Origin of the sequence: Shewanella sp. P1-14-1 (assembly GCF_001401775.1) — a bacterium.
Lineage (GTDB): Bacteria > Pseudomonadota > Gammaproteobacteria > Enterobacterales > Shewanellaceae > Shewanella > Shewanella japonica.
On the sequence record NZ_LKTL01000015.1, the window covers coordinates 68,072 to 93,844 of the forward strand.

Here is a 25,773-nt window from a genome sequence, read left to right on the forward strand (position 1 = left end):
GCCGTTTAGTTTGAAGAACTTTTATCTCAAATAATTAAAGTTTGCTAAAGAGAAGCCGATAATGACATATCACCGATACCGAGCAAGGGTATCTACGTCGTATGTTAAGCCGTAACGTCAATAAAGTGAGAAACTATGTCTTTATCTATTAATTCACCATCAGCAATGCCTACAAATATTGATTCTGGTACCAGTTTAAAAGTTGCCGTAATGGCAAAAGATCAGCAAAAAGTTGAAGGCCAAATGGCTTTACAGCTAATTGAAGCTGCATTACCACAGCAATCAGCACCACAGCCAGTAGGTAATAGCGGTCATATTATTAGCACAAAAGCTTAATTCGATAGTTCAGCCAACGTTGAACAACGGCTAAAAACGCTTCATATTTAAACTGAATACGCTATGATTTGATTTATACGACCTTATAAAACAGGATGTTTATCATTATGCGTATTCAGATTTCAGCTTCGATCATTTGCCTTTTATTATTACTCCCATCTCAGTTAACTCTAGCTGAAGAGCCTGTCATGCCATCATTTGATTGCCAACAAGCTCAAGGTCAAGTTGAAGAAATCATCTGCCAAGATAGTCACTTAGCCAGTTTAGATGTTGAAATTAACGAGATGTTTACCAAACTTAAATCTCAAACCAGTAATGATGAATTATCTCAGTTAAAAGCCTTTCAGCGAGGTTGGATTAAAGGCCGTAACGATTGTTGGAAAGCAGAGAATATAAAGTCATGCGTACAAGATTCTTATGAGTCTCGACTCACAGAGCTACAAATTGCTGCTGGCGAGTTTGAAATACCTGAGCCAATTCAATATCTATGTGGCGAAACGGCCAATGGCAACCTTACCAAAATTACCGCTTATTTTTATAATGACACCGCAATACCAGCAGCGATGCTGACGGTTTCCCCCAAGAGCCAATACCTTAAAACGACCAATTTTGCTTTGTTAACTCGCACCGCATCAGGAGCCAAATACCAAGGACAAAATTTTAGTTTTTGGACTCACCAAGGGGAAGCCATTTTCAGTCAGTTTGAGCAAGCTGATCTCAACTGTATCACTCACGAGTAGTGTCGTTACCAGTCTCTGACATCTCATATTTTCAATGACATTAGTACATAAAAAATGTCATTAGACATGGTTTCAATTCAGGTTAACTGAGCTTTATTAAGCCAGTATCACTCACGGCTCATCTCATCATCAGTTTCTGACATCACATGTTTTCAATGACATTAGCACATAAAAAATGTCATTAGACATGGTTTCAATTCAGATTAACTGAGCTTTATTAAGCCAGTATCACTCACGGCTCATCTCATCATCAGCCTCTGACGTCGCATGTTTTCAATGACATTAGCACATAAAAAATGTCATTAGACATGGTTTCAACTCAGATTAACTGAGCTTTATTAAGCCAGTATCACTCACGGCTCATCTCATCATCAGTCTCTGACGTCGCATATTTTCAATGACATTCGCACATAAAAAAACCATGTCATTAGACATGGTTTCAATTCAGATTAACTGAGCGCTATTGAACCTGTATTAGTTCAGTATTGTATATCCACGATTAGCCATACAGTTACGAACGACTGTTTCTTTTTCAGCTTCGTAGTTTGCTTCGTTTGCACGTCTATCACGTGAGCCGCCGAGTAAACCTGATGCGACACCGATACCTGCACCAATTTTAGCGCCGTCAGAACCACTACCACCAGCGATGGCAGTACCTGCAGCGCCCACTGCAGCACCTTTAGCAGCACTACTTATTACGCCTCTTGAGCTATCATTTTTCTGTACTTGCTGAGACATTTCAATGCATTGATGTTCGTCATAAATAAAATCTTTATCATCTACGCCAGTTTTATCATAGATAATGTTTGCACTTGCTGAAAAAGCAAAAAAACTGAGTGAAAGTAATAATAGTTTTCTCATTGGGATGCCTCAAAAATTGAAAGGGTCAATCTGCATTGCAATAACAACAAGGCTGCGCAATACAAGTAATAATAACTATCCTAGCTAAATATTAGTGTAAAAACGGAATATCGTGTTTCACGAATGGAATAATACTGTTTAATCGACTTATTGGTTTTATTGATATTGGCGTTAATTATTATGGATCTCACACAAAAAAAGCAGCGATAATCGCTGCTTTTTATTATCTACATCATGCTGACTTAATTCAGTTTACTGCTTTCATAGGTATGGCACATTTGCTTAGCTTGCTCTTCGTCATATTCGCGCAGGCCGCTCAAAACAAGGGTTTTAATACCCGAACCAATAACCTTGCCTTCGCTCTTTAGTGCAAACTGCAACGTCACATCTCCACGTTTGCCGGTGATTTCCATATGCTGCTCTACCAGCTCTAAGCTCATTTCACTAAATTCAAAGGTGTCTAATTGAAAAGACATGCTTTCATAAATCACTAATGGTCTATTTGGATTTATCATCATGCCGTATTCTTTCATCATAGGCACTAATACATGGATGAAGTTGAGACCGGAAAAAGCCACATAGCTTTTAATAAACGCAGCAGTTTGCGTATCACACTGACAAACGTCACCCTGACGTTCAATGTGAAGGTATTCTTTACCTTTAGTATCGCAAATACTAAATTGCTCCCCAGCTTGCTTATCTAGTGTGAGTTCAACACCATCACCGACCATACCTGCAAATTTAAATTGCATATTTTGACTTAAGCCAAATTCAGTTAATACCAAGGCAAACAACAAATCGCCTGGCACACAAAAGCGTTTTGCGCCGACGTTGTGGATAGGATTAAAATCTTCAGCAACCAGCTTCGCGAAGTCACTGGCTTGTTGCGCTGAAATAAAAACACTTTGGTCTTGCTTGGCATAATAAGGTGACAAAAACATATACATCCATTCATTATTATTATGTGAAAGAAATCCCTCTCTCGGTGAGTTGGGCTTTTTGTGGCATAGAGTGTACTAGAAAAACACCAAAACACTCAGCCGATGACTATAACAAGCATAAGCTGCTGAAAAAATTAATTTATTTTAACTTGGGCGAGTTTTTAAAGGAAAAATACTTACTAAAGTGTCGAAATGAATACTTAAATGGGTTCAGATATATCCCCATTAACGTGTCGTGCCCAGGATTTCCTGTTACGCCAATTTTTAGCTCACTAACGCTTGATGCCTTAATCAAACTACCATAAGCCCGATCCCATATTGCTAATGCTGAACCTAAATTAGTGTCTCTATGCTCTTTGGCAATACTGTGATGCACTTGATGTTGTGCAGGGCTGATAAACCAATTCTCAAGCTTATCTCCCCATGATAGCCAAATATGGCTATGACGAAGGTTTGAGCCAAATACATTGAATAAAAATACAAACACATTAGCACCTAACACATCAAACATTTTCAAATTTGGACCAAACAGATAATAACCGATCCCAACAGCGATCCCTTGCGTGAGTGCCATACGACAAGCATACAAGTAGCTTTCCACTGGGTGACTTCGATAAATAGTGAATGGAGTCATGACAGATGCTGAGTGATGAACTTTATGAAACTCCCATAAAAACGGTATTTTATGTAACACCAGATGCAAAATAAACCGAGTAAGATCATCAAGAATAAATAACAATACAGTAAATACTGCAATCACGATGGTGAGGTTTTCGGTAAGAGGTTGGATTGAGCCAAATAGCTTCTCTAAGATATCACTGAGTCCAAGCGCTACAGGCACCATAGTAAATAACAATGGCGCAAACAACACCGCTTTTAACAGCTTGTTGCATACTAACAAGAGGTAGTCGTGTTTTGCGGAGCGGGATAAGTAAATTTCAGCAGGTAGTAAAAATTTGCCAAAGCTTTTTAACGATTTATCAGTATGCAAGCGCCAATATACTGGTAGCGCTAGTAGTATCGCTCCCACTATATAAAGCCCAAAGATACGTTTATTTGCATCTAAAGGATATGACAACAATTCACCAATATTACTCGAAAAAAACTCTACTACAGGCATGCTAACCTCTATTTGCCAGCCTTTATTGCTCACTGCAATGAGGGTTATAAAGCCTCATCCACATCATCACAGTGAGCAATGCGTTATCGCATCTTAATTAAAAACGATACTGGTAACCAATTTGAAATTGTTGTGGCTTGCTCGGTCTTGCGCCATAAGGTCTGCGACTGACAATTTCTTGTGTATCAAATACATTATCAGCTTTAACGTAGACTAAGCCATACTCATTAAAATTATAACTCGCTGACATATCTACCACAGTTAATGCTTCCGTTTTACTGCCTGATAGCACCACACCGTCACCCGATGCTTCAAGCATTTCACCAATGTAACGTACTATCATATTTACGTCCCATTGGTTACTTACTAAACCTAAGTTAACTGATATTTGGTTTTCAGGTAAATAAGGAAGCTCATCACCCGCTTCAATATCGCCCCACATATCAAAACCCGATTCAAAACTCGTTTTAAACTCTGACTCTGTATAGGTGTATGACACTGATACAGGAAAATCTAAGTTATCAGTTAACGTAAAGTCATAACCCGAGGTTAGCTCAAGACCTATCACATCAACTTCGCCACCATTGAACTCAGTATCATCATCGCTGCCACAGCTTGAGAACTGACAACCTTCTTTAAGGTTACTAATGTCGTTGAAAAAGCCAATAAGCTCTAAGTTAAAGTTTCCATCATTATAGCGACCACCTAGCTCATAGTTGACGCTACTTTCCGTTTCAATAGAAGGGTCTTGCTTAGGGCTTGTTGGTAAGAAACCTTCATGCACTCCAAATAATAAACCGGCTTCATCAGATAAAGCGTAGAATAAACTTAAACTTGGCAGCCAGATGCTGGTTTCTTTTTTCAAATAATCTTGCTCGGCACCTGGTGCACGATTTTGATATTCAGCATCAATAAACTCTCCACGAACACCGGCAGTAATATCGAGTGCATTGATACTAATGGTGTCTTGTAGATATATCGAAATAGCATCTGTGCTTTCGCGATCGGTTGTAGACGCTTTAGTCGCCACACCATCTGAAACCAACTGCGCATTTTGCATAAAATAATCATCAGTGGTGTGATCGCGCTCAATTTGATCTTGATGGAAACGTGCACCAACTTCAAAATGATTGTTATAACCGAGTAAATCCATATTCCAATTTAAATCAGACTGGATACCTTGGGTAAAGTAGGTTCTATCATTGTTACCCAAGGTCATTTTCTCATATTCAGCGACACTGTCTTGTTGCCCTGTTAATATTTGATAAAAGCGTTGGTTCGTCTCATCTTTATCTGGGTCGGCTAAGATCTCTTGCAAACTTCGATTAACTAGGCCACCTTTAAATCCATTGACCTTATACCATGCACGCTCAAAATCATTTCGATACACACGAGTGGTTAATTCAAAGTGATCATTCGTAACATAGTGGTTGAATTGAAATTGGGTGTGAGTCCAATCCATATTATCGAGTTGGCTAGCCACATAACGACGATTAGGGTTAGCCGCAAAATCGTCATCACTTAAGCCTAAGTAGGTTTCATCTGAGGTTTCATTTGCATAGGCAAGTTTTAATTCAAAGACTTGATTTACTGTTTCACCATCAAGGTCATAGCGCAGCTTTGCCATCAGGTCATTTTTTTCAAAGCCGGTATCGCCGCCACCATCAAGCTCTTTAAAACCATCAGCCTGCATGTACACGCCTTCAATTAAAAAACCAAAATTATCAATGGTGTCACCATAGTAAGCATGAGCTTTTGCTAACCCATCACTCCCCACAGAGACATCAACTAAGCCTTCAGAGCTTTGCGGTACAGCACGGGTTACCATGTTTAACGAACCCGCTACGGTGTTAGGGCCATATTTAATGGCTGCGGGACCTTTAAACACTTCAATAGAAGTCATCTTAGACGTCATTGGGAAGTAATATGCCGATGCAGCAGAATACGGCGCTGGGCCAATAAGTACCCCATCTTCCATGATATTAATCTTTTTACTACGTTCAGGTGTTGCACCACGAAAACCGATGTTTGGTCGTAAACCATAACCGTCTTCTTCACGAATATTCACACCGGGTACGCTGTATAACACGCGGTTAATATCATCAAACTTAAATTGTTCAAGTGCCAGCTCATCAATCAATGTCGCAGAGCCCGTCGTTTTATCTAAACTCTGATCACGACCGATGATTTGCATCTGCTCCATGTAGCTATCATTGCTTTTTGCTGTTTCATCATCTTCGGCAGCTATGGCACTGTAACTTAGCAAAGAAGATTGAATGGCTAACACTAACGCTAATTTTTTAGTCATCAATAAACGATTCATTAGTCATTGTCTCCTGCTGATGTTTGCGGTAATTCTAAAGCTAAGGTGTTAATAAAATCAGATTTCAACGTATCTGTAACTGCTTTGACATCTGCATGAGTTTCAACGACTTGTTGTTCATTATCCGTTAACGTTGCCGCTAAGCTTTGCTCATAGGCTTGCGCACTGGCAATGGCCGCATCAATACTTTGGGTAATCAATGCTGCTGTTGCTGCATCATTTTCATCAACGAGGTAATCATCGAAGCCAATACCTTGATCGCCTTCATACAAGGCTTTTAAAGCAATTAAGTTACTGGCGATATTATCAATTGAGTGAGCAGCTAGAGGAGATTCAACATCTTCAGGACAAACACTGGTACCACAGGTATTAGCAAAATACCCTAGCGGAGTGGCAAGCTTGCCATCTTTAGTGACACTGTCGATATAAAACAATGCATCACTGAGTTTGTTAACCGCTTCATGTACGGTAGCAAAACTACTTCCAGCCTCTCCCGCTGATTTTAATGTTGCAGCATAACCATTTTCACCAGACCACTCGGTAACAAGTTGATTGGCATTGTTGTTAATATCTTTTGCAACTTCGGCGGCAAACTCACAACGAGCAAGACGACGTGACTCATCGGTACGATTATCCCATCCTTCTGGAGTCACACTACCTGTGCAGCTATGCTCAAGGCTTGGATTAAATAATAAATACTCTAATGCCACCATGCCCTTACGTGCTGGAGTACGTGTTGTGATGTCGTATGGCGTACCGTTGATATCGTTGTTCTCAAACGAAACAACATCTAAATCAACCCCACAGCGACTCATTACAGGCCAAGAATAGATCTTGTTTCTTAATGCGCCATCATCATTTAATAATGGGCCAATTTGCATCATTTCAACACGCTGCCATTGATTCATGGTCGTGCGCCAGCTTTGTGCAGCTGTTTCTGTTGCTGAAGTGAGTGCAGCATTGTCAACGCTACCTTGCTGTAAACCAGCTTCTGCTTGACATAATGCAGCGATATCATTGGCTTGAGTTAAACTTTTAGCTGCAAACTGCTGGAAGGTCGGCGTAATAACACCATCGACAATATTGCTAATTAATGCGGCTTGGTCAAAATCTGAAGAGGTATCTCCGTTATTACCGTAATCAGCGCCAGCTTCACTGCTGGTACTCTCGTTACAACCCACTAAAAAAGTGGCACTCATTGCGAGAAATAACATGGATAATGAATGCGGTTGTTTCATAAAATTCCCTTACTCTAAAAACGACAAAAGCTCGGTGTTTTTCAACACCAAGCTTTTTACTAATGTGAGGTCATATCACAATAGGATTTACCAGTTAGCAACGTTATCTGCATCAAGCTCATAGCTAGCTTGTAAAATATCACGCGCTTCGGTTAAGTCTTCGATATATCCATCAACATCACCCGTTAATTCTGGCTGTGTTGCGAATAATTCATGAACAGTTTCGAAGTCTTCATCACTGATGACAGCGTATTCACTGAACTGTAAACCTAATGCAAAACCTTTCATTTCTGAGTAATGCTTCGCCAGGTTTTCGTAGTTGAAATCAGCACTGTCACCGCCAGTTGCTAGTGGTGCCAAATCAGCAGACACATCATTGATGTAATGAATAACTGTCGCAACGATTGCATTTTCCCATGCTTTCACACCCGCCATTGCATAGGTTTCAAGCTCAGTCATTTGAGCCTCAGTTAAAGCACTGCCCACGTTATCATTGATGATTTTACGACCAGCAATAAATGCTTCCATTGCTTGCATAGTGTAATCCGTTGGCATTGCATTATCAGCAGTACCTAAATCACGCTTTGCTGCATTGACAGATTGGCCAAAGTTGTACTCTGAACGTAAATCAATTTTGCCGTCACCGTCGGTATCATGTGAGCCATTCCAGTCCGCACGACCTTCATCTTCTGTTACCCTACCGGCAATTTCTACATCGCTGTATTCAAGGTAGTTACGCGCTGCACCAAAGTAGCCAAAACCTTCATCGAATTGATGCTCAAGGTTAGTGTAAGCAGCACCATCTTTAGCAGGGTTAATGTTGTCAGTCGTTAAGCCCTTACCTTCAGTATCAACGCCAAAGTAATCATCTGCTGATTGAGAGTAAGTAATAGACATTAATAAGAATTTTTGAATTAATTGTGCTAAATCAACACCGTTTTCATCAATATATACTTTCGAGATGTCATTACCACGAACATCTTGACGTACTTCGCCGTTAATTTTAGCAACAGCATTATCAGCTAAACGATCAAATAACATATCGATAAGTGCTGAAGGTGTTGTAGAACCTTTCGCCCCCCAACCAGCAAATGCACCGTTATTCCAGTCTTCATGTTGACCAGTAGCGTCATTACCAGCCACTTTATCAGTAAGGTTTTTGTATCCTGTTAACTCAGAGATAAGCCCATCTTTTGAGTTATCAATAAAGGTAATCGCAATATCAGGGTACTGAGTATCTTCATCAGGATTGTAGAAGTAATTCAGCTTAGCCAGTACTTCATCTTTCGTTGTTAATTCGTTGCTGTCGATTTCGGCTTCTAATGTCGAAGAGATGTATTGATTTAATTCAGCAATTAAAATGTGACGAGCATTTTGGCCAGTATAGGTCACACTTGATTCGCCATCATTTAACTTACTGTCAAATACGTAGCGATCCATGATGTCATTAACCGTTACAGTCACATCTTTGGTAAACGTTGCACCATCGCCATCCGTTGCAGTGATGGCTAAAGTAAATTCTGTTGATTCTGCAGCATCGGCATCTAACACAACACCGTCAGCTAATTTTAGTGTTGTGCCATCAATAACAAACTGGTCACTGGTCAATGAGAAAGTATGAGAATCACCAGCATCACTATCAGTTGCAGACAAAGTACCTACTGTCGCGCCAGCAGTGTTTTCATCAACAGTTGAATCAGAAAGAGAGATATCAGTTGGTGCAGAATTAGTGGGTTCTGTAGTCGCTGGACTATCAGAAGAGTCTGAACCACCACAAGCTGTAAGTAAGCCTAATGAAAGTGCGATAGTCGTCGCTAATACTGTTCTATTAAGTTGCATAAATTTCCCTTGATACAAAAACTGTAATTGTGAAACCAAAATGTTAATAACTTATCAACTGAATGATACATAAATGCAAATGATAATTCATCTTATTCGTAATATTTTTTTAACCATTGCTAATTTACGCTTGACTAAACTTTATCCACACACCACAAAACCCAAACTAAACCATTGAAAATAAATTATAAAAAAACCACCCTATAAATTAAAACCAAACAAAAAGGGCTACTCAAAGTGAGTAGCCCTTTTTGTTAAATCGATGTAGCACTATCTATATAGGCTATTTAATGTACTGAAATTGTTATTAATTAATAATCTTTTGCCACCAAGAACGTTCATCACCGCAATTATCTACTGGGTTATAACTATCAACTCTCGCTGGTAGTGCTACCACATTATCGCAGTCAGCTTGCTTAGCGACACCTGTACTTCTATCAAAGTAACCTTGTGTAACGCCATTAACGGGCGTCATACGTAAGCCTAAAGGTGGGCGCTGCTTTAAGAATGCTTGATAGACGGCCATGGCACCACTTGAGCCATATAAACCCGTTTTTGAATTATCATCTTGCCCCACCCAAATGGCAGCGACATTTCGTTCATCAAAGCCTGCAAACCAAGAATCTCGACTATCGTTACTGGTACCCGTTTTGCCCGCTAAATCCACATTAGGAAACGCTTGGCCTAATCGTTTTGCGGTACCATTTTTTACCACCTGATTCATCGCATATTGGACTAAAAAGTCAGTCGCGGGTTCTAGTCCTTGTGTTGCGCTTTCACGGCTCACTTTTAACGGCTGGTTATTCGTATCTAACACAGCAGTAATCGAGCTTAATGGACGATAACGACCGTTATTGGCAATGGTTTGATAAACTTGGGCAACCATATATGGAGAGCCATTAATAGCCCCTAGTAGCATTGAAGGATAACGAGGGATCGTCTCACTCCAGCCTGCACTACTCATGGTTTTAGCTACGTTATCCACGCCAATTTCAATCCCGACGTTCACCGTCGGGACATTCATCGAGTTTTTAAAGGCTGTTAGTAATGGCACTTCGTCTCTGAACACTTTGTCGACATTTTGTGGTGACCACGTCTTACCCTGACCGTTTTGTAAGGTAATCGGTTTATCTGCCACTGGAGATGCCAAGTTATATTTGTGACCTTGTTGTAATGCTGTGGCATACACAAAGGGTTTAACTAACGAGCCAATGGGCCTGCGGATTTCAACAGCACGGTTAAAGCCATCAAAGCTAGGTACCCTGTCACCTACCATAGCGGCAATCCCATTCGTGTACTTATCTGTTACGACCATGCCCACTTGCACATTCTTAGCGCGTTCATCTAAGGTTTTCATGGTTGAAACCACGGCTTTTTCAGCAGCATCTTGCGCCATTGGATCTAACGTGGTGTAGACCTTTACACCTGACTGTTGTAATAAACTATCGCCATATCGACTGCGTAGTTCATTTTTAACCACGGCAAAAAAGGCTGGTAACTTTTGATGTACCGATTTATTAAAGTCACGCAAGCCTAGAGGTGATTCAACTGCGGCTTTGTATTGTTCAACATTTAACTTGTCGTCTTCCATCAGTAGACGAAGTACCAAGTCACGTCGATTTTGCGCACGCTCTGGTGAGCGCCATGGGTTGTAATATGAAGGACCTTTAATTGCTGCGATCAAAAATGCTTGCTGTGAAACAGTGAGCTCTGCAATCGGGCGACCAAAATAAAACTGCGAAGCTAAACCCATACCATGCACGCCACGAGATTTATCCTGCCCCATATAAACTTCATTTAAATAAGCTTCGAGGATTTCATCTTTGCTGTATCGAAAATCAATAATGATCGCCATTAACGCTTCACGGATCTTACGTACAATCGAGCGCTCACTGGTTAAGAAGAAGTTTTTCGCCAATTGCTGGGTTAGCGTTGAGCCACCTTGAACGGTGCGCCCCGCGGTAATATTAACGATAGCAGCACGAGCTATGGCAAATGGGTTAACACCATGATGTTCATAAAAACTGCGATCTTCTACTAGGATCAGTGCATCTACAATGGCTTGCGGCATCTCTTCTGTTGGCACAAATAATCTATCTTCACCACCTGAAGCTAAAATTCTATCTAACAATACAGGCTCTAAATGAAATACGGCCATTTGGCGTTTGTCTGACATACGCTGCACCGATGACACACCTTGGCTATCAAATGAAATCATCACTCGCTGAGCAACTTGATCGCCTTCGGGATGTAAAAACGGTCGACGCCATAATTCTATTTTGCTGCTTGATGCAGAAAATTCACCGACTTGCCTTGGGTTAGCGACTTTACGATATCCCAGTAATTTAAGCTCTGACAATAATTGCGGATGGCTAATGGCAGCGCCTGGATAAATCGCCATTGAGCGGCTAAATACTTGGGCTGGTAAATGCCATTTCTGACCTTCAAATTTTCGGGCAATGATTTGATCGAGATAAATACCGTAAGAGCTAACGATAACTAAACCGATTAAACCCAGTTTCCACGTAAATGACCAAAGCGTTTTCCATTTCGAGCGGCTATTTTTTTTGGGATTAACTCGTTTTACACCAGGTTTCTTGGGCGATGATTTTTTAGCAGGTGCCTTTGTAGCTCGAGCCTTTTTAGACGAGTCTTTTCTTGCCGTTGGCTTTTTTATTCTGTCAGTCATAATTTGCGTAATTCTATTTCGTCCTTGGCTATTACTTTAAGCCTGGCGTTTTCTTTTTAGTAAATTTAGTTGCTGTCGTGTTGGCTGGGTCATCTGGCCATAAATGACGAGGGTATCGGCCTCGCATTTCTTTCTTTACTTCAACATAAGGCCCTTGCCAAAAACTGGCTAAATCTGCAGTCAACGCTATTGGACGCTGCGCAGGTGATAATAACTCCATGGTAACCACCAGCTTACCATGAAGCAGTAATGGACTTTGTGATAAACCTAATGCCTCTTGCAACCTTACCCGTAATAAAGCACGGCCACGAACCGAATCACTTGCTAATACTTCATCTGACGCTTGATCGATATCTTCGCAGCCTTTATCACTCGCTTCGTCAATTTGATAATGAATAGGCGCTGATGTCCCAGTCGCCATTTTCCAATGAGTCGGCAGTAATTCATTTAAGGTTTGCTGCTGAGACCAAGTTAATAAGTTTTTAACTTGGCTCAATATATCCAGTTTTTGTAATTTAGCAATCGAATTAACATCGACTAAATACGGTGCTAACCATTCAGATAATGTCGCTAATAAATCAGCACTTTCTAACGATGGCCAGTCATACTCTGGTGCATATAACTGCGCAAGTTTTACTCGGCATTGTAACTGATAAAACCTCTCATCAAGGTTAAGAATACTTAACCCTTTAGATTGAATGTGGCTGATTAGCGCTTGGACAATTAAATCTGAATCAACGTTAGACTCAAGCGAGCGACTCACAATAAGTTCACCAATTTTCTGCTGCTTTTCAGCAAAAAACCGTCCTTTTGCTTCGTCCCATTCACAAACTTTATGTTCGGATATAAGCAAACCTAAGTCGTGTTTAAGGTGCTCGGGGTTTATCGCAGCAGCTAAATATACCCGCCCAGCATTGCGCCCTTGAGATTCTTGAAAGTCTGCCACAACAAGCCATTCATGGGTCGACATATTATCTTCAATATCAATCGTTACCCCAGTACCGTTACTAAGCCTAAATCCTTGCTTACCACGAGCTTGAGCAATTCTATCTGGGTATGCCAAAGCGAGTAATGTGCTGATATCACGACTTGCAGCATCACGAGCAAGTTGTTTAATGTCTGAGGAAACTGATAATGACGCTTGCCATTTGTTAACTTGTGCCGCCATCAAACCTTGCGTAGCTAGTGGTAGATACTGGCTAATATCGACGCCTTTTTTCGGTAGCCCACGAGCTTCTAACACCGCAGCTAATAAACACGCCAGCGACACTAACTCCGGTTGCTTTTGCGTCTTAGCCAATACAGTCGATTGCAATAGCATATGTGCTAACCGAGGATGGCAGCCTAACTCATAAGCCGCTTTGCCATGTGGCAAAATTTTATGGTTAGCATCCACAAGCTCAAGTTGCGTTAATAACTGCCACGCCGTTTGTTGATGAATTGCGGGCGGCGCAGTAAGCAGTGGTAAGTTTTCAATATTGCTTTCCCCCCAATAAGCACATTCTAATGCCATGGTGGTTAATTCACTAATACTGATTTCAGGCGCTTCTGCTTTAGATAAACGGCTTTGTTCTTCTTGCGCCCATAAACGCACACAACAACCTGGAGCAAGTCGTCCAGCACGACCTGCACGTTGGATCGCAGAAGCTTGGCTAATACGTTTAAGAGATAATCGGCTCACACCAGTACGAGGATTAAAGCTTGCTTCTCGCTTATAGCCACTATCGACAACAATGGTTATTCCATCAATAGTTAAACTGGATTCGGCCACGTTGGTTGCCAGCACAATTTTACGTTTGCCTTTCGGCGCACCAGCAATTGCGTTATCTTGCTCAGCTGGTGTCAGATCACCGTAAAGAGGGCATAGAAGAAATACCTGTGTATCAACCTTTTGACTTAATAAACGCTGCAGTTTATTGATCTCCCCCTTACCGGGTAAAAAGGCGAGGATAGAGCCCATTTGATATTGCTGCGGCACATGTGGTGAGTCGGTTTTTACAGATTCAGCAATCACATTGGCCATGTGTTCTAGCCATGGTTGTTGCCGAGTCACAGGTCGATAAACCTGTTCAACATCAAAACTGCGCCCTTCACTGACCAATAGTGTCGCCTTAGGCATAAGCTGCTGAAGCGGCAAGCCAGCTAACGTCGCCGACATTGCGATAAGGGTTAAGTCATCCCTTAAGGAATCTTGTACTTCTAGGGTAAGTGCTAAACCAAGGTCAGTAGGTAAGTGGCGTTCGTGAATTTCGTCGAATATGATCACAGCAATTCCATTGAGCTCTGGATCTTGCTGGATCATACGAGTGAGTATACCTTCGGTGACTATTTCTAAGCGCGTATGACGACTAACCTTAGTGTCACCTCGAACACGATAACCAACGCTATCACCTACTTTCTCGCCTAATGATTGAGCAATAAAATGTGCCACACTCCGAGCGGCGACTCGCCTTGGTTCAAGCATCAATATTTTGCCGTTAATACTTGGCCAACTGAGCATAGCCAAGGGCAATGCCGTTGACTTACCCGCTCCAGTAGGGGCTTCAAGAATAATTTGACGATGTGTTGATAGCGCTTGTTGCAGTGGCTCGAACAAGGCTTGAATAGGTAATTGGCTCAAAAAAATAACTTACACAAGAAAATACTGAAGTCAGTTTACTCACAATCGCTTGTTGATGCTATCTCAACAAGGATTGTGTTATGTCTGCGCCATATGACAAAGAAAGGGTTGATATGATAAGTTTTCGCAGCTTCGCTTGGCCTATATTCAGTCGATCAGCCAAGGTTGTCTTAGCCCAGAATCTAGTTCCATTAATCGTGTCGGCTTACCAATCGCGTAACCTTGAGCATAATCTACACCTAGTTCACGCAATAAAAGTCCGATGTTTTGATTTTCAACAAACTCGCCAATCACTTCAAAATCCATGTCTTTACCTAGCTGGCAAATAGCAGAAACAATGGCTTTATCACTGCGGTCATCACATACATTCACAACAAACTGACCATCAATTTTGACGTAATCTACATCAAGGCACTTCAAATAAGCAAAGCTTGAGAAACCTGAACCAAAATCATCCAACGCAAGTTTACAACCAAGCGGTTTTAACAAATCAATCAAGGCTGTGGCTTGTTCAAGTTGGCTAACTGCGGCGGTTTCAGTGATTTCAAAACATAACTTATCAACTAATTCAGGTTCAACCATTAAGCGCATTTCAAGCCAGCTCATGAATTTACTATCTGATAAAGACACTGCAGATAAATTCAGTGAAACCATGTTAAGGTCGTCCCAGATCTCCATATGCCTTGAGCCCCACTTCAACAAATTGTCGATAACCCAACGATCGATACGAGATGCGAGGTTATAGCGCTCAGCTGCAGGTAAAAATACTCCAGGAGAAACATAGCGGCCATCTTCTTGAACCATCCTCAGTAAAATTTCCATATGAATGCCAGTATCTTTAGAAGACAGCGGCTCTATCAATTGGAAAAATAACTCAAACTGGTTAAGCGCTAATGCCGAGATAATATCCACAGACGCTAGCATTTGATTATAAAGCTGGTGCATTTGCGGATCATTTTTACTGTAAAAGTGCCAGCGATTTCGGCCATCTTCTTTTGCAATCCGACAAGCGGCATCAGCTTGACTCATGACGCTATAAATGTCTTCTGAGCGGGAGTTAAGCTCGGACATGCCCATACTCATACTGACGTTATGAGTGATTTCCCCCCATGTGAATTCATGCTCTGAGAGTTGCTGACAAATCCGGCTAGCCACTTGCTCTGCTGAGGCTTTATCGGCGTGATACATTAAAATACCAAACTCATCGCCGCCTAAACGGGCCACAATATCCCCAGTACGAAGCAGAAGACTCAAGCGCTTGGATACCTGACAAAGCAATTCATCACCCGCTTGATGTCCACTGACATCGTTAATGACTTGGAATTGGTCCAGATCTAAAAACGCAACACAGGCAGGTAACCTATCTTTCTCATTTATGGTTTCTTCGAGCATCGCCTCAAACTGCACCCGATTAGGTAAGCCTGTTAGCGGGTCATAATTTGATTGAAATGACAGTTCATCTGCTAAACGATATCGCTCAGAAATATCTTCAACCATCATGAGTAGTCGATGCTCAATATCAAGAGCACGACAAAAACTCATTTTATACCAGTGCTTAACACCTGAAACGATCAAGGGCAGTTCACACCAAGATTGGTGAAGTGCGCCTTCTCTAACGATGTGTAAACAATCCTCAAGCAATAAATGATCATCTGAATTAATCACAGAAAATAGACTTTTGCCTATGGTAAAAGGCAGGCTTTGACTGGCGACATGATTTTGATTACTAACATTATTGTCAGTACCAATCAGCGCACACGCTACAGGTAATTGTTGGAATAACTCAAGGTATTGTATTTCTTTGTTTTGCAGTAATTCTGATACTCGTGTGAGCTCTGCATGTGAGCAAAGCTTTAGCGCAAATTCATTAGTGAGATAAAACTGGCAATCATCTCCACCAGTAGCGTTTACCGACCAATTAGCTTGGTGTTGATAAGGGATGAGACACAGCCGAGTATGACCGATTTGCGCCACATGATTAATCAATAGTCTTATCGGCTTAGCTAAAGAGTGACAAAATTGATTGAGTCCATCCACTAACAGCGCTGAAAAATGTAAATCATCATGTTCAGCTTGGTCACAATGAGGAAATAACCCACTATGGTTATTCAACAAGAGTTGCTCACACAAGTCAGGATAAGAAGCGAGTGATAAACCGAGTAATTCTGCTGTTTGCGCATCAGAGTCATACACTTTTAAAGCATTGGCTTGCACAACACAGTCACTGGTGATGTGTTCTGATATTTGAGACAGTACGATCACTACGCCGTCACAGTCTAGTTTCTGCGTTAATAGCTCAACTTCTGCTGTGACTTTTTCTGATGATAAAAAGCGACTTAATTCAGATGACTGTTCACTGACCCATACCGATTTAAATTCGCTATCAACCATTATGCGACTCATTAATATTTGGCAATGTAGCTCTCATTATTGCTAAGATTTATCCAACCTCATGTTCGATAAATTCAATGGATTTTGTGCTGCTTGCATTAATCTTAGATTAAAAACGACAACTTTTTACATTAAATTAATTGTATTTAGTAACTAAATTACCCCATTAGCGACCCGCAAGCGATACAATTTAATTCAAGATATTTATAAGGATGGACTAATGTCTAAAAGTGTTAACAAACGCACTTTTGTCGGTTTTTCAGTTGGTGATTCAATCGCCAATGAGTTAAAGGCACAGCAAACCTTCATAAAGCCGTTAGTCGCTCAGAAAGCTAAAACCGTAGCAAAAGAGAACTTTCATATCACTGCCGCTTTTTTAGGAAATACAAGCTTGGCTGATAGGGTTGCACTTAGCCGCTTAATTGAAGCTGAAACCTTTCATGCTTTTACCGTATCAATGCCCCATATTGCTCATTGGCCACAAGCTAAGCTGATTTGTGCAGAGGGGATGGCTGTTGATAAGCTATCTTACATAGCTAACCAATTACAGAATATGGCAAAAGAATTAGGCCTTATGCAAAGTCAACACGACTACCGACCCCATGTAAGCTTATTTAGACATTGCACCTTACCAAGTGAGCAAACAAGTTTTCCATTCTTATTAAAGGCACCGATTACCGTCACAGCAACACAACTGACGTTATTTGAATCCCTCAATTTGCCTGGTGGGGTTAAGTATCTACCGATTCAGCACTGGCCTCTTACGCCATAAGTTCAATTGCTGTTCCAGTGGTTCACTTTTGATGAAAGCCCAATAAAAAAGCCGCAATATTGCGGCTTTTTTATCTTATTAGCGTCAATACGACACTATCGAATTTACTCTTCTAGTAAAGCGGCAATAGTAAGTACACCATGCCCTGTCGCGCCTGCGCTCCATAACGCTGAATCAGAAGATGAGTAAGCCGCGGCTAAATCCATGTGTAACCAATTCATTCCCGGCGTGACAAAGCGCCACAAGAAGCCTGCGGCATTAGATGCACCACCTGCTCCACCACCTTTCATAGCACGACTGTTAGCTGTGTCAGCAAAAGGAGAAGGACACATATCTTTGTGCCATTCATTTAACGGTAATGGCCAAACATTTTCAGAAACGTCAGCAGCTTTTTGTTGCACACGTTGTAAGGTTTCAGTTTGTGGCGAGAATATCGCATTATAATTATCACCCACTGCCATCACAGCAGCGCCAGTTAGCGTAGCAGCATCAATGATCAATTCAGCCCCGGTGTCTGATGCAGCTTGCAAACCATCCGCTAAAACAAGACGACCTTCTGCATCAGTATTTACGACTTCTACAGTGACGCCATTTTTGTAAGTCAGAATATCGCCCAATTTATAAGCATGGCCACTAATTAGGTTTTCCGCACAACATAAGAACAACTTAACGCGTTTATTTAAACCGGCTTTCATTGCCAAGCCCAGTGCTGCAGTAACAGTTGCAGCACCGCCCATGTCACACTTCATGTCTAACATGCCAACAGAAGGTTTAATACTGTAGCCACCAGAATCAAATGTGATGCCTTTTCCGACTAACGCTGTCGAAACAGGTGCATCATCACCAAGCGGATTAAAATCTAACACTAACATTGCAGGTGGACGCTCACTGCCACGCCCAACAGCGTGCAAACCAATCCACTGCTTTTCAAGTAGTTCTTGACCTTCAACAATTTCGTAGCTGACATTGTCGCCACCAATCGCTTTTAACCAATTAGCAGCATGATTGGCGAGTACCACTGGTGACAGCTCTTCTGGTGTCTCATTGACTAACATACGCGCAAAGCTAGCCGCTTCGAAACGATGGGTTAATGTGGTTTGAGTCGCTTCATCGCCACACCAACGTACTTCAAACTCGCCTCTTGCCGTTGTAAAGCCTTGAGAGAAAGCCCACTGTGAGTCGATATTCCATAATTCACCTTCAAGCTGGACACTTGTAACACCTTGAGCGCGAATTTTTCGAGCCGCCATTTGTACCTGGCGAAGTACACCCGAATCAGTTAAATGAATTAACGCTTGAGTACCTTGATAAGTCACACTTGCTTTGCCCCAAAGGCTTTGTGGCGCATCTTGTGTTAGGGCAACGGTCATTATTTGCATTATTTTGTCCTTATTATTCTGCTTGTGCTGTTCTTTTTTAGTGCTGTTTAGTTTTTTAATCGTTGTTGTGCTGTTCTTACATTGTAACGTTTGTTTCCAATGGGCTAAGTGTACTGTAAATCGGTAATGAAACGAGACTAAAACCAGCACAAAAATTAATATTAATTGTTAATAAGAATGTACTGCTAAAAATAGCCACTCACAGTAAAACCACCCTAGCATTCGCTCTTACTTATGCACCCTTGAATAGTAGTTGAAGTCATACAAGCCCATGATATAACCTTTGCCTAAATAAAGTGAAAGTGATAATGCCAGTATGCATTCACTCCAAATCACTCAGCACTCCCAATCAGCCCTTTATTGCCTGGAGCACACTTTCTTATGGACTTTACCCCACCTTTACAAAAAGGAACGTTACTCAAACGCTATAAACGCTTTTTAGCTGATGTAAAACTAGAAGATGGTAGTGAGATTACCATTCATTGCCCAAATACTGGCTCAATGAAAAACTGTTTATTCCCAGGTGAAACCGTTTGGTTTTCCACATCTGACAACCCTAAGCGTAAGTACCCACATACTTGGGAAATCAGCGCTACGCCTGAGCAGCACTTAATCGGTATTAACACAGGACGTGCGAATGCCTTAGCCGAAGAGGCGATTAAATCAGGTGTAATCACTGAGCTTTCTGGTTACGCCAACATTAAACGAGAAGTAAAATACGGTGACGAAAATAGCCGAATTGATATTTTACTGAGTGATGACACACAGCCGCTGTGCTATGTAGAAGTGAAAAGTTGTACATTATTAGAGCAAACAGTAGGGTATTTTCCTGATTCTGTCACAGCTAGGGGGCAAAAGCATTTGCGTGAGCTAATGCATATGGTTAGTCTAGGTCATAGAGCAGTGTTATTGTTTGTCGTACAGCATTCAGGCATTAATCTCGTTCAAGCGGCAGAGCATATCGATCCACAATATGCATTATTACTTAAACAAGCGGTCAATAGCGGCGTTGAAGTTTTAGCTTATCAAACTGAAATCTCAGCAACCTCAAGTATCATTACCCGTTCATGCAAAGTTATTGTTTAGTTCAAAAATGAAAAAAATACTAATCAAATAGTTTGCCACGCTATAGAGTTTCTGCTATAGATAGCGGCCATAAATTTTACGACGCACATAAATCGCTAATTATTACAGGAGATGCGTTATGCCTGAAGGCACCAAAAAACTCGGCGTACTCGCTATCGCAGGTGTAGAACCTTACCAGGAAAAAGCTGGTGAGGAGTATATGGGTGAAGAGCAACGTGGTCATTTTAAAATGATTTTAGAAGCTTGGCGTAACCAGTTACGTGAAGAAGTTGATCGCACGTTGAACCATATGCAAGACGAAGCTGCAAACTTCCCAGATCCAGTTGATCGCGCAGCCCAAGAAGAAGAGTTTAGTTTAGAATTACGTGCTCGTGACAGAGAACGTAAGCTGATTAAGAAAATTGAAAAAACACTGCAAAAAATTGAAGAAGATGATTTCGGCTTCTGCGATTCTTGTGGCGTTGAAATCGGTATTCGCCGTCTTGAAGCTCGTCCAACTGCTGATCAATGTATCGACTGTAAAACTCTTGCAGAGATCAAAGAAAAGCAAATGGCTGGCTAATACAGCAACCACTGAGAACTGTATATTCAGCTTATCAGATCGTAGGGCGAGATTATTCTCGCCCTTTGTTTTGGTATTTTTTATCGACTTCCACGCCAAAATCAGTTTGTAGTGAACGCCCTTCTAAACATATATAGCAATAATAATGGGCAACAATAAGAAAGGCTCAATACCCTTTCTGATAATGATTTTGCTAACTTAATGTGTTCAATATTTCGCTTTCAATTAAGGGTTTTGTCGTGAACTCACCAGATTACATTGGCCGCTTTGCCCCTTCCCCTTCTGGCCCTTTACATTTTGGCTCACTTATCGCTGCACTGGGCAGTTTTTTAAGAGCAAAACATCAGCAGGGCCAATGGTTAGTCAGAATCGAAGACATTGATCCCCCAAGAGAAGTTGCCGGTGCGAGTGATGACATACTCAGAACACTTGAAGCTTATGGCTTACAATGGGATCAAACAGCGTTATTTCAACGTGATCGTAGCGAAGTTTATCAACGGCATATTAATGAATTGCTTAGCAATGACCAAGCATACTATTGCCAATGTACTCGTAAACAAATTGGGTTAATGGGTGGCACTTATGACAGTCGTTGTGGCTCACTATCACCTAGGTTAACCCAAGGTGCGATTCGTATTCGCAATCATGCAAAAGTGAGTCAATTTCACGATGTTGTGATGGGAGACGTTAGCGTAGGTGATGATTTTGCTGGTGAAGACTTCATTATTAAGCGAAGCGATGGCTTATTTGCCTATCAACTTGCTGTAGTCATCGATGATGCTTTTCAAGGGATCACTGAAATTGTTCGTGGTTCTGATTTGCTAGAAACCAGTTGCAGACAATTGAGTATGAATAATATTCTTGGTTTTACTTCACCAAGCTGGTTGCACTTACCCCTTGCTTGTACCAAGCCTGGCTTTAAATTATCAAAACAGAATTATGCGAATGCTATCGATGTAAAACACCCTCAGGCCAGTATTAACGCCGCCTTGAGGTTTTTAGGTCAAGCAGAGGTTGATACCGATAATGTCGATATCATGCTAAAACAAGCTATCGAACAATTTAAGATAGCCGATATTCCTCAAGTATCTGAGATTCTGATAGCGCAGTGATATACTCATTAGCTTACAATTGGTATATCATAGCCGCCAGATTTTTAACCATTTAATTCTAACCATTAATCGTATCGTTCGAGGTGTATTATTTTTCGCCGTATTAGTCAGTTCTGCAGACAACTGTTTGAAGACAATAAATCCACTCCTGTCAATGAACCAGAAGTTCAAGATGACGGTCTTCGCTTGGACATTGTCACCAGAGATGCCCATACAATCTCTCGACGTCAAATCAGTGAAAATGCACTTAAAGTACTTTATCGACTCAGCAAGTCTGGCTATAAAGCTTACTTAGTTGGCGGTGGTGTTCGCGATATTTTATTAGGTATGGAACCAAAAGATTTCGATGTCGTGACTAATGCGACCCCTGAAGAGATCAAAAAATTATTCCGTAATAGCCGACTCGTTGGTCGCCGATTTAGATTAGCGCATATTGTGTTTGGCCGTGACGTCATTGAAGTGGCAACGTTTCGGGGTCATCACGGTGAAACCAATGACAAGATTTCGAAATCGAATGCTGAAGGCCGTTTATTGCGTGATAACGTCTATGGCGAAATTGATGAAGACGCAGAGCGTCGTGACTTTACCATCAATGCACTTTATTACGACATCAGCGATTACTCTATTCACAGCTATGGCGGCGGTATTCGCGATCTTGATGACCGTACCATACGTTTGATAGGCGATCCTGAAACCCGTTATCGTGAAGACCCTGTTAGAATGCTACGCGCGGTTCGTTTTGCGACAAAACTCGATATGAGTATCGAATCCAAAACGGCTGAGCCCATTAACGCATTAGCGCCATTATTAAAAGATATCCCAGCCGCAAGAATGTACGAAGAAGTACTCAAGTTATTCTTTGCTGGTAAAGCAAAAGCTAACTACGACATGATGCGTGATTTCGGTTTATTTCAGCCATTATTCCCGCAAATTTCAGCACTGATAAAAGAGCAGCCAAACGGCAATACAGCCAAAATGCTTAACGCTGTAATGACGAATACCGATTTACGTGTTAGCCAAGACAAACCTGTTACTCCAGCGTTTTTCTATGCAGCGTTATTATGGTATCCATTAAAACAACGTGCTGATGATATTGCCCTAGAAAGTGGTTTAAGCCATTACGATGCGCACGTCGCCGCGATGGGTGATGTGATGGAGCAGCAATGCCGTACTATCAGTATCCCACGTCGATTTAGCACTCCTGCTAAAGATATTTGGCAATTACAACTGCGTCTTGAGCGAAGCCAAGGCACTCGTGCCTTTAAACTGCTTGAGCACCCTAAGTTCCGCGCTGCATATGACTTACTGCTGTTACGTGGTGAAGCTGAAGGTGGCAATATCGGAAAAATTGCGACTTGGTGGAAATCATTTGTTGAAGCAGATGAAACAGAGCGCTCTGACATTGCTAAAAGCAGCAATAAAAAAGGCCCTAGTCGCAACAGAAACGCCCATCAGCGCAAACGTCGTCGCCCAAAGCCTAAATCAGATAACTCAGGTTCATCTGAAGTAAAACCGACTAACAAAGGTTAATCATGAGCACCACAGTCTATGTGGCGTTAGGCGCAAACCTTAATGACCCAGTACAACAACTTGAAGATGCGGTACTGGCGTTAAGAACCATTGCAGAAAATAATGCGGTGACCATCTCGCCGCTATATCGCTCTGTGCCTATGGGTGATGTAGAACAGCCAGATTATGTCAATGGGGTAGCAAGCTTTAACACGAACTTGACTCCCATGGCCTTACTTGAGGCCTTACAACATATTGAAAATACCCAGGGCAGAGTCAGAGAAGTCCGCTGGGGGCCTCGTACATTGGATCTTGACTTGTTGCTTTATGGGCAAGAGTGCATTGACACACCAAGGCTCACCGTCCCCCACTACGGCATGAAACAGCGCAGTTTTGTACTCATTCCATTGGCAGACATTAATCCGCAATTAATACTGCCTTGTAATACTGAATTAACACACTTAATTACCAGTGAAATGCGGGCTGAATTAGTCCAACTTTAATCAGCACTTAGCAATACGCACCGCAAATCGATAACTTGAATATGAATAACTTTTAAGAGTTTATTATGTCAAAAGTCACTAGCTCAACCCTTATCAAATTCAAACAAGAAGGTAAGAAATTTACCGCACTCACCGCATACGATGCGAGCTTTGCCGGCGCATTTGATAATGAAGGCATCGACGTTTTGTTGGTTGGCGACTCATTAGGGATGGTACTTCAAGGTCACAACGACACTCTACCTGTTACAGTCAATGATATTGCGTATCACACAGCCAGTGTTAATCGAGGTTGCAAGCGAGCGTTACTGATCGCTGATATGCCGTTTATGAGTTATGCCACGCCAGAACAAACCATGACCAATGCCAGCACCCTAATGCAAGCAGGGGCAACCATGGTCAAACTTGAAGGCGGTGAATGGCTACTAGAAAGTGTGAAAATGCTGACTGAACGCGGTATTCCAGTCTGTGCACACTTAGGCTTAACGCCTCAATCAGTACACGTATTTGGTGGCTTTAAGATTCAAGGCCGTGAAGAAGACAAAGCCCAACAAATGGTCGATGATGCATTAGCACTACAAGCTGCTGGCGCTCAGTTATTGGTTGTTGAATGCATCCCTAGTGCGCTAGCAAAACGTATCACTGATGCGCTAACGATTCCTGTCATAGGGATTGGAGCAGGACGTGATACTGATGGTCAGATCCTTGTTATGCATGATGTACTTGGGATCTCTAGCGGTTACATCCCTAAGTTCTCTAAAAATTACTTACAACAAACTGGTGAAATTCGAGCAGCAGTAAGAGCCTACATTGAAGAAGTGGCTAATGGTACATTCCCAGCTGACGAACATGCGTTTAATTAATAACGCACTCTTTAATCGTTTATAGGTCAATATCAATGATTACCACAGCGAACATTGCTGAAATTAGAGCGCAAGTAAAACAGTGGCACATGCAAGGCGATACCGTTGCCTTTGTGCCAACGATGGGCAACCTTCATAAAGGTCACATTACCTTAGTAACTGAAGCACTAAAACGTGCGGATCATGTTGTCGTATCAATCTTTGTTAATCCTATGCAATTTGGTCAAAACGAAGATCTAGATGCCTATCCAAGAACGTTACAAGCAGATAGTGAAGCATTGGTAGCCGCTGGCGCGGAACTCTTGTTCACCCCCACACCAGACATTATTTACCCTAAAGGGTTAGCGCAACAAACCTTCGTAGAAGTCCCTCATATTGGTGATGAGTTTTGCGGTGCAAGTCGACCAGGTCACTTCCGTGGTGTCGCTACTATCGTTTGTAAGTTATTTAATATTGTTCAAGCTGATATCGCCGTTTTTGGCCGTAAAGATTACCAACAGTTAATGGTCATCACTGCTATGGCTGAAGATTTATCATTACCGATTGAAATTGTAGGCATTGACACAATACGTGAAGCCTCAGGTTTAGCGATGAGCTCGCGAAATGGCTATCTAACGACAGAGCAAAAACATCAAGCTGCCACTATTAAACGGACCATGGATGCAGCTGCGCAACATGTTATGGATGGTAAAACAATCACTGAAAGCGAGGCAGTAGCCGCTGACATGTTGACCCAAGCAGGCTTTAAAATAGATTACTTTTCAATAAGAAACGCTGCCAATTTAGCCATTGCGACTGCAGATGATAAACACCTTGTTATCTTAGCTGCCGCCTACCTTGGCAACACACGATTAATCGATAACCTCACTTTCCAACGTTAATCTATTCACCA

The 25,773-nt window shown here is 41.7% G+C and carries 20 protein-coding genes; 10 read left to right on the forward strand and 10 right to left on the reverse strand.

Features of this window, described 5'->3' with window-relative positions; all coding sequences use genetic code 11:
* The first annotated feature begins 135 nt into the window (after positions 1–135).
* Both AN944_RS12260 and AN944_RS12265 read left to right on the forward strand, forming a co-directional pair.
* Positions 136–336, forward strand: a complete 201-nt coding sequence (locus AN944_RS12260) for a hypothetical protein (RefSeq protein WP_055024913.1) — start codon at positions 136–138, stop codon at positions 334–336.
* A 107-nt stretch (positions 337–443) separates the two neighbouring features.
* Positions 444–1,076 carry an MliC family protein gene (locus tag AN944_RS12265; protein WP_055024914.1) on the forward strand — a complete coding sequence of 211 codons (633 nt, stop codon included), beginning with the start codon at positions 444–446 and terminating at the stop codon, positions 1,074–1,076.
* A gap of 474 nt (positions 1,077–1,550) precedes the next feature.
* Here AN944_RS12265 and AN944_RS12270 read toward each other — a convergent pair whose 3' ends face one another.
* The 9 genes from AN944_RS12270 to AN944_RS12310 all read right to left on the reverse strand — a co-directional run bounded on the left by AN944_RS12270 (position 1,551) and on the right by AN944_RS12310 (position 17,098).
* Positions 1,551–1,937, reverse strand: a complete 387-nt coding sequence (locus AN944_RS12270) for a glycine zipper family protein (protein ID WP_055024915.1) — start codon at positions 1,935–1,937, stop codon at positions 1,551–1,553.
* A 242-nt stretch (positions 1,938–2,179) separates the two neighbouring features.
* Positions 2,180–2,878 carry a DUF3581 domain-containing protein gene (locus AN944_RS12275; RefSeq protein WP_055024916.1) on the reverse strand — a complete coding sequence of 233 codons (699 nt, stop codon included), beginning with the start codon at positions 2,876–2,878 and terminating at the stop codon, positions 2,180–2,182.
* A gap of 139 nt (positions 2,879–3,017) precedes the next feature.
* Positions 3,018–3,998, reverse strand: a complete 981-nt coding sequence (locus tag AN944_RS12280) for a sterol desaturase family protein (RefSeq protein ID WP_055024917.1) — start codon at positions 3,996–3,998, stop codon at positions 3,018–3,020.
* 97 nt (positions 3,999–4,095) lie between these two features.
* Positions 4,096–6,321, reverse strand: coding sequence for a TonB-dependent receptor domain-containing protein (locus tag AN944_RS12285; protein ID WP_235530895.1), 2,226 nt, complete (start codon positions 6,319–6,321; stop codon positions 4,096–4,098).
* Positions 6,321–7,559 carry an imelysin family protein gene (locus AN944_RS12290; RefSeq protein ID WP_055024918.1) on the reverse strand — a complete coding sequence of 413 codons (1,239 nt, stop codon included), beginning with the start codon at positions 7,557–7,559 and terminating at the stop codon, positions 6,321–6,323. Before AN944_RS12290 ends, AN944_RS12285 begins: the two co-directional genes overlap by 1 nt.
* Positions 7,560–7,646: 87 nt before the next feature.
* Positions 7,647–9,398: a DUF4856 domain-containing protein gene (locus AN944_RS12295; protein WP_174567612.1), complete on the reverse strand. Its 1,752-nt coding sequence runs from the start codon at positions 9,396–9,398 to the stop codon at positions 7,647–7,649.
* 307 nt (positions 9,399–9,705) lie between these two features.
* Positions 9,706–12,087 carry a penicillin-binding protein 1B gene (mrcB, locus tag AN944_RS12300; protein ID WP_055024919.1) on the reverse strand — a complete coding sequence of 794 codons (2,382 nt, stop codon included), beginning with the start codon at positions 12,085–12,087 and terminating at the stop codon, positions 9,706–9,708.
* 31 nt (positions 12,088–12,118) lie between these two features.
* Entirely contained in the window at positions 12,119–14,707 is a 2,589-nt protein-coding gene (gene hrpB, locus AN944_RS12305; RefSeq protein WP_055024920.1) for an ATP-dependent helicase HrpB, read from the reverse strand.
* Positions 14,708–14,854: 147 nt separating this feature from the next.
* Entirely contained in the window at positions 14,855–17,098 is a 2,244-nt protein-coding gene (locus AN944_RS12310) for a bifunctional diguanylate cyclase/phosphodiesterase (RefSeq protein WP_082420006.1), read from the reverse strand.
* Between the two features lie 220 nt (positions 17,099–17,318).
* Here AN944_RS12310 and thpR point away from each other — a divergent pair, with 220 nt between their 5' ends.
* Positions 17,319–17,870, forward strand: a complete 552-nt coding sequence (thpR, locus tag AN944_RS12315; protein ID WP_055024921.1) for an RNA 2',3'-cyclic phosphodiesterase — start codon at positions 17,319–17,321, stop codon at positions 17,868–17,870.
* Between the two features lie 104 nt (positions 17,871–17,974).
* Here thpR and pepB read toward each other — a convergent pair whose 3' ends face one another.
* A complete protein-coding gene (gene pepB / locus AN944_RS12320; RefSeq protein ID WP_055024922.1) occupies positions 17,975–19,249 on the reverse strand; it encodes an aminopeptidase PepB in 1,275 nt (424 codons plus the stop codon).
* Positions 19,250–19,630: 381 nt separating this feature from the next.
* On the opposite strand from pepB, the gene sfsA reads away from it, so the two are divergent.
* From sfsA to panC, 7 genes are all read left to right on the forward strand, one after another.
* Positions 19,631–20,335, forward strand: a complete 705-nt coding sequence (gene sfsA, locus AN944_RS12325) for a DNA/RNA nuclease SfsA (protein WP_055024923.1) — start codon at positions 19,631–19,633, stop codon at positions 20,333–20,335.
* Positions 20,336–20,453: 118 nt separating this feature from the next.
* Positions 20,454–20,897, forward strand: a complete 444-nt coding sequence (gene dksA, locus AN944_RS12330) for an RNA polymerase-binding protein DksA (RefSeq protein ID WP_055024924.1) — start codon at positions 20,454–20,456, stop codon at positions 20,895–20,897.
* 239 nt (positions 20,898–21,136) lie between these two features.
* Complete coding sequence (gene gluQRS / locus AN944_RS12335) at positions 21,137–22,009, forward strand: tRNA glutamyl-Q(34) synthetase GluQRS (RefSeq protein WP_144430188.1); 873 nt, start codon at positions 21,137–21,139, stop codon at positions 22,007–22,009.
* Positions 22,010–22,195: 186 nt separating this feature from the next.
* Entirely contained in the window at positions 22,196–23,539 is a 1,344-nt protein-coding gene (pcnB, locus tag AN944_RS12340; protein WP_235530896.1) for a polynucleotide adenylyltransferase PcnB, read from the forward strand.
* Between the two features lie 2 nt (positions 23,540–23,541).
* Positions 23,542–24,021 (forward strand): 2-amino-4-hydroxy-6-hydroxymethyldihydropteridine diphosphokinase, encoded by a 480-nt coding sequence (folK, locus tag AN944_RS12345; RefSeq protein WP_055024925.1) that lies wholly within the window; start codon positions 23,542–23,544, stop codon positions 24,019–24,021.
* A 65-nt stretch (positions 24,022–24,086) separates the two neighbouring features.
* A complete protein-coding gene (gene panB / locus AN944_RS12350) occupies positions 24,087–24,881 on the forward strand; it encodes a 3-methyl-2-oxobutanoate hydroxymethyltransferase (protein WP_055024926.1) in 795 nt (264 codons plus the stop codon).
* 35 nt (positions 24,882–24,916) lie between these two features.
* A complete protein-coding gene (panC, locus tag AN944_RS12355; protein ID WP_055024927.1) occupies positions 24,917–25,762 on the forward strand; it encodes a pantoate--beta-alanine ligase in 846 nt (281 codons plus the stop codon).
* Positions 25,763–25,773 lie beyond the last annotated feature (11 nt).

Excerpts from the sequence above, each read along its gene's own strand:
- panC (WP_055024927.1), top strand. The coding sequence starts at position 24,917 with ATGATTACCACAGCGAACATTGCTGAAATTAGAGCGCAAGTAAAACAG.
- thpR (WP_055024921.1), top strand. The coding sequence starts at position 17,319 with ATGTCTAAAAGTGTTAACAAACGCACTTTTGTCGGTTTTTCAGTTGGT.
- dksA (WP_055024924.1), top strand. The coding sequence starts at position 20,454 with ATGCCTGAAGGCACCAAAAAACTCGGCGTACTCGCTATCGCAGGTGTA.
- AN944_RS12280 (WP_055024917.1), bottom strand. The coding sequence starts at position 3,998 with ATGCCTGTAGTAGAGTTTTTTTCGAGTAATATTGGTGAATTGTTGTCA.
- panB (WP_055024926.1), top strand. The coding sequence starts at position 24,087 with ATGTCAAAAGTCACTAGCTCAACCCTTATCAAATTCAAACAAGAAGGT.
- AN944_RS12310 (WP_082420006.1), bottom strand. The coding sequence starts at position 17,098 with ATGGTTGATAGCGAATTTAAATCGGTATGGGTCAGTGAACAGTCATCT.
- AN944_RS12260 (WP_055024913.1), top strand. The coding sequence starts at position 136 with ATGTCTTTATCTATTAATTCACCATCAGCAATGCCTACAAATATTGAT.
- sfsA (WP_055024923.1), top strand. The coding sequence starts at position 19,631 with ATGGACTTTACCCCACCTTTACAAAAAGGAACGTTACTCAAACGCTAT.
- AN944_RS12290 (WP_055024918.1), bottom strand. The coding sequence starts at position 7,559 with ATGAAACAACCGCATTCATTATCCATGTTATTTCTCGCAATGAGTGCC.
- AN944_RS12275 (WP_055024916.1), bottom strand. The coding sequence starts at position 2,878 with ATGTTTTTGTCACCTTATTATGCCAAGCAAGACCAAAGTGTTTTTATT.
- mrcB (WP_055024919.1), bottom strand. The coding sequence starts at position 12,087 with ATGACTGACAGAATAAAAAAGCCAACGGCAAGAAAAGACTCGTCTAAA.
- folK (WP_055024925.1), top strand. The coding sequence starts at position 23,542 with ATGAGCACCACAGTCTATGTGGCGTTAGGCGCAAACCTTAATGACCCA.
- AN944_RS12270 (WP_055024915.1), bottom strand. The coding sequence starts at position 1,937 with ATGAGAAAACTATTATTACTTTCACTCAGTTTTTTTGCTTTTTCAGCA.
- pepB (WP_055024922.1), bottom strand. The coding sequence starts at position 19,249 with ATGCAAATAATGACCGTTGCCCTAACACAAGATGCGCCACAAAGCCTT.
- AN944_RS12295 (WP_174567612.1), bottom strand. The coding sequence starts at position 9,398 with ATGCAACTTAATAGAACAGTATTAGCGACGACTATCGCACTTTCATTA.
- AN944_RS12285 (WP_235530895.1), bottom strand. The coding sequence starts at position 6,321 with ATGAATCGTTTATTGATGACTAAAAAATTAGCGTTAGTGTTAGCCATT.
- AN944_RS12265 (WP_055024914.1), top strand. The coding sequence starts at position 444 with ATGCGTATTCAGATTTCAGCTTCGATCATTTGCCTTTTATTATTACTC.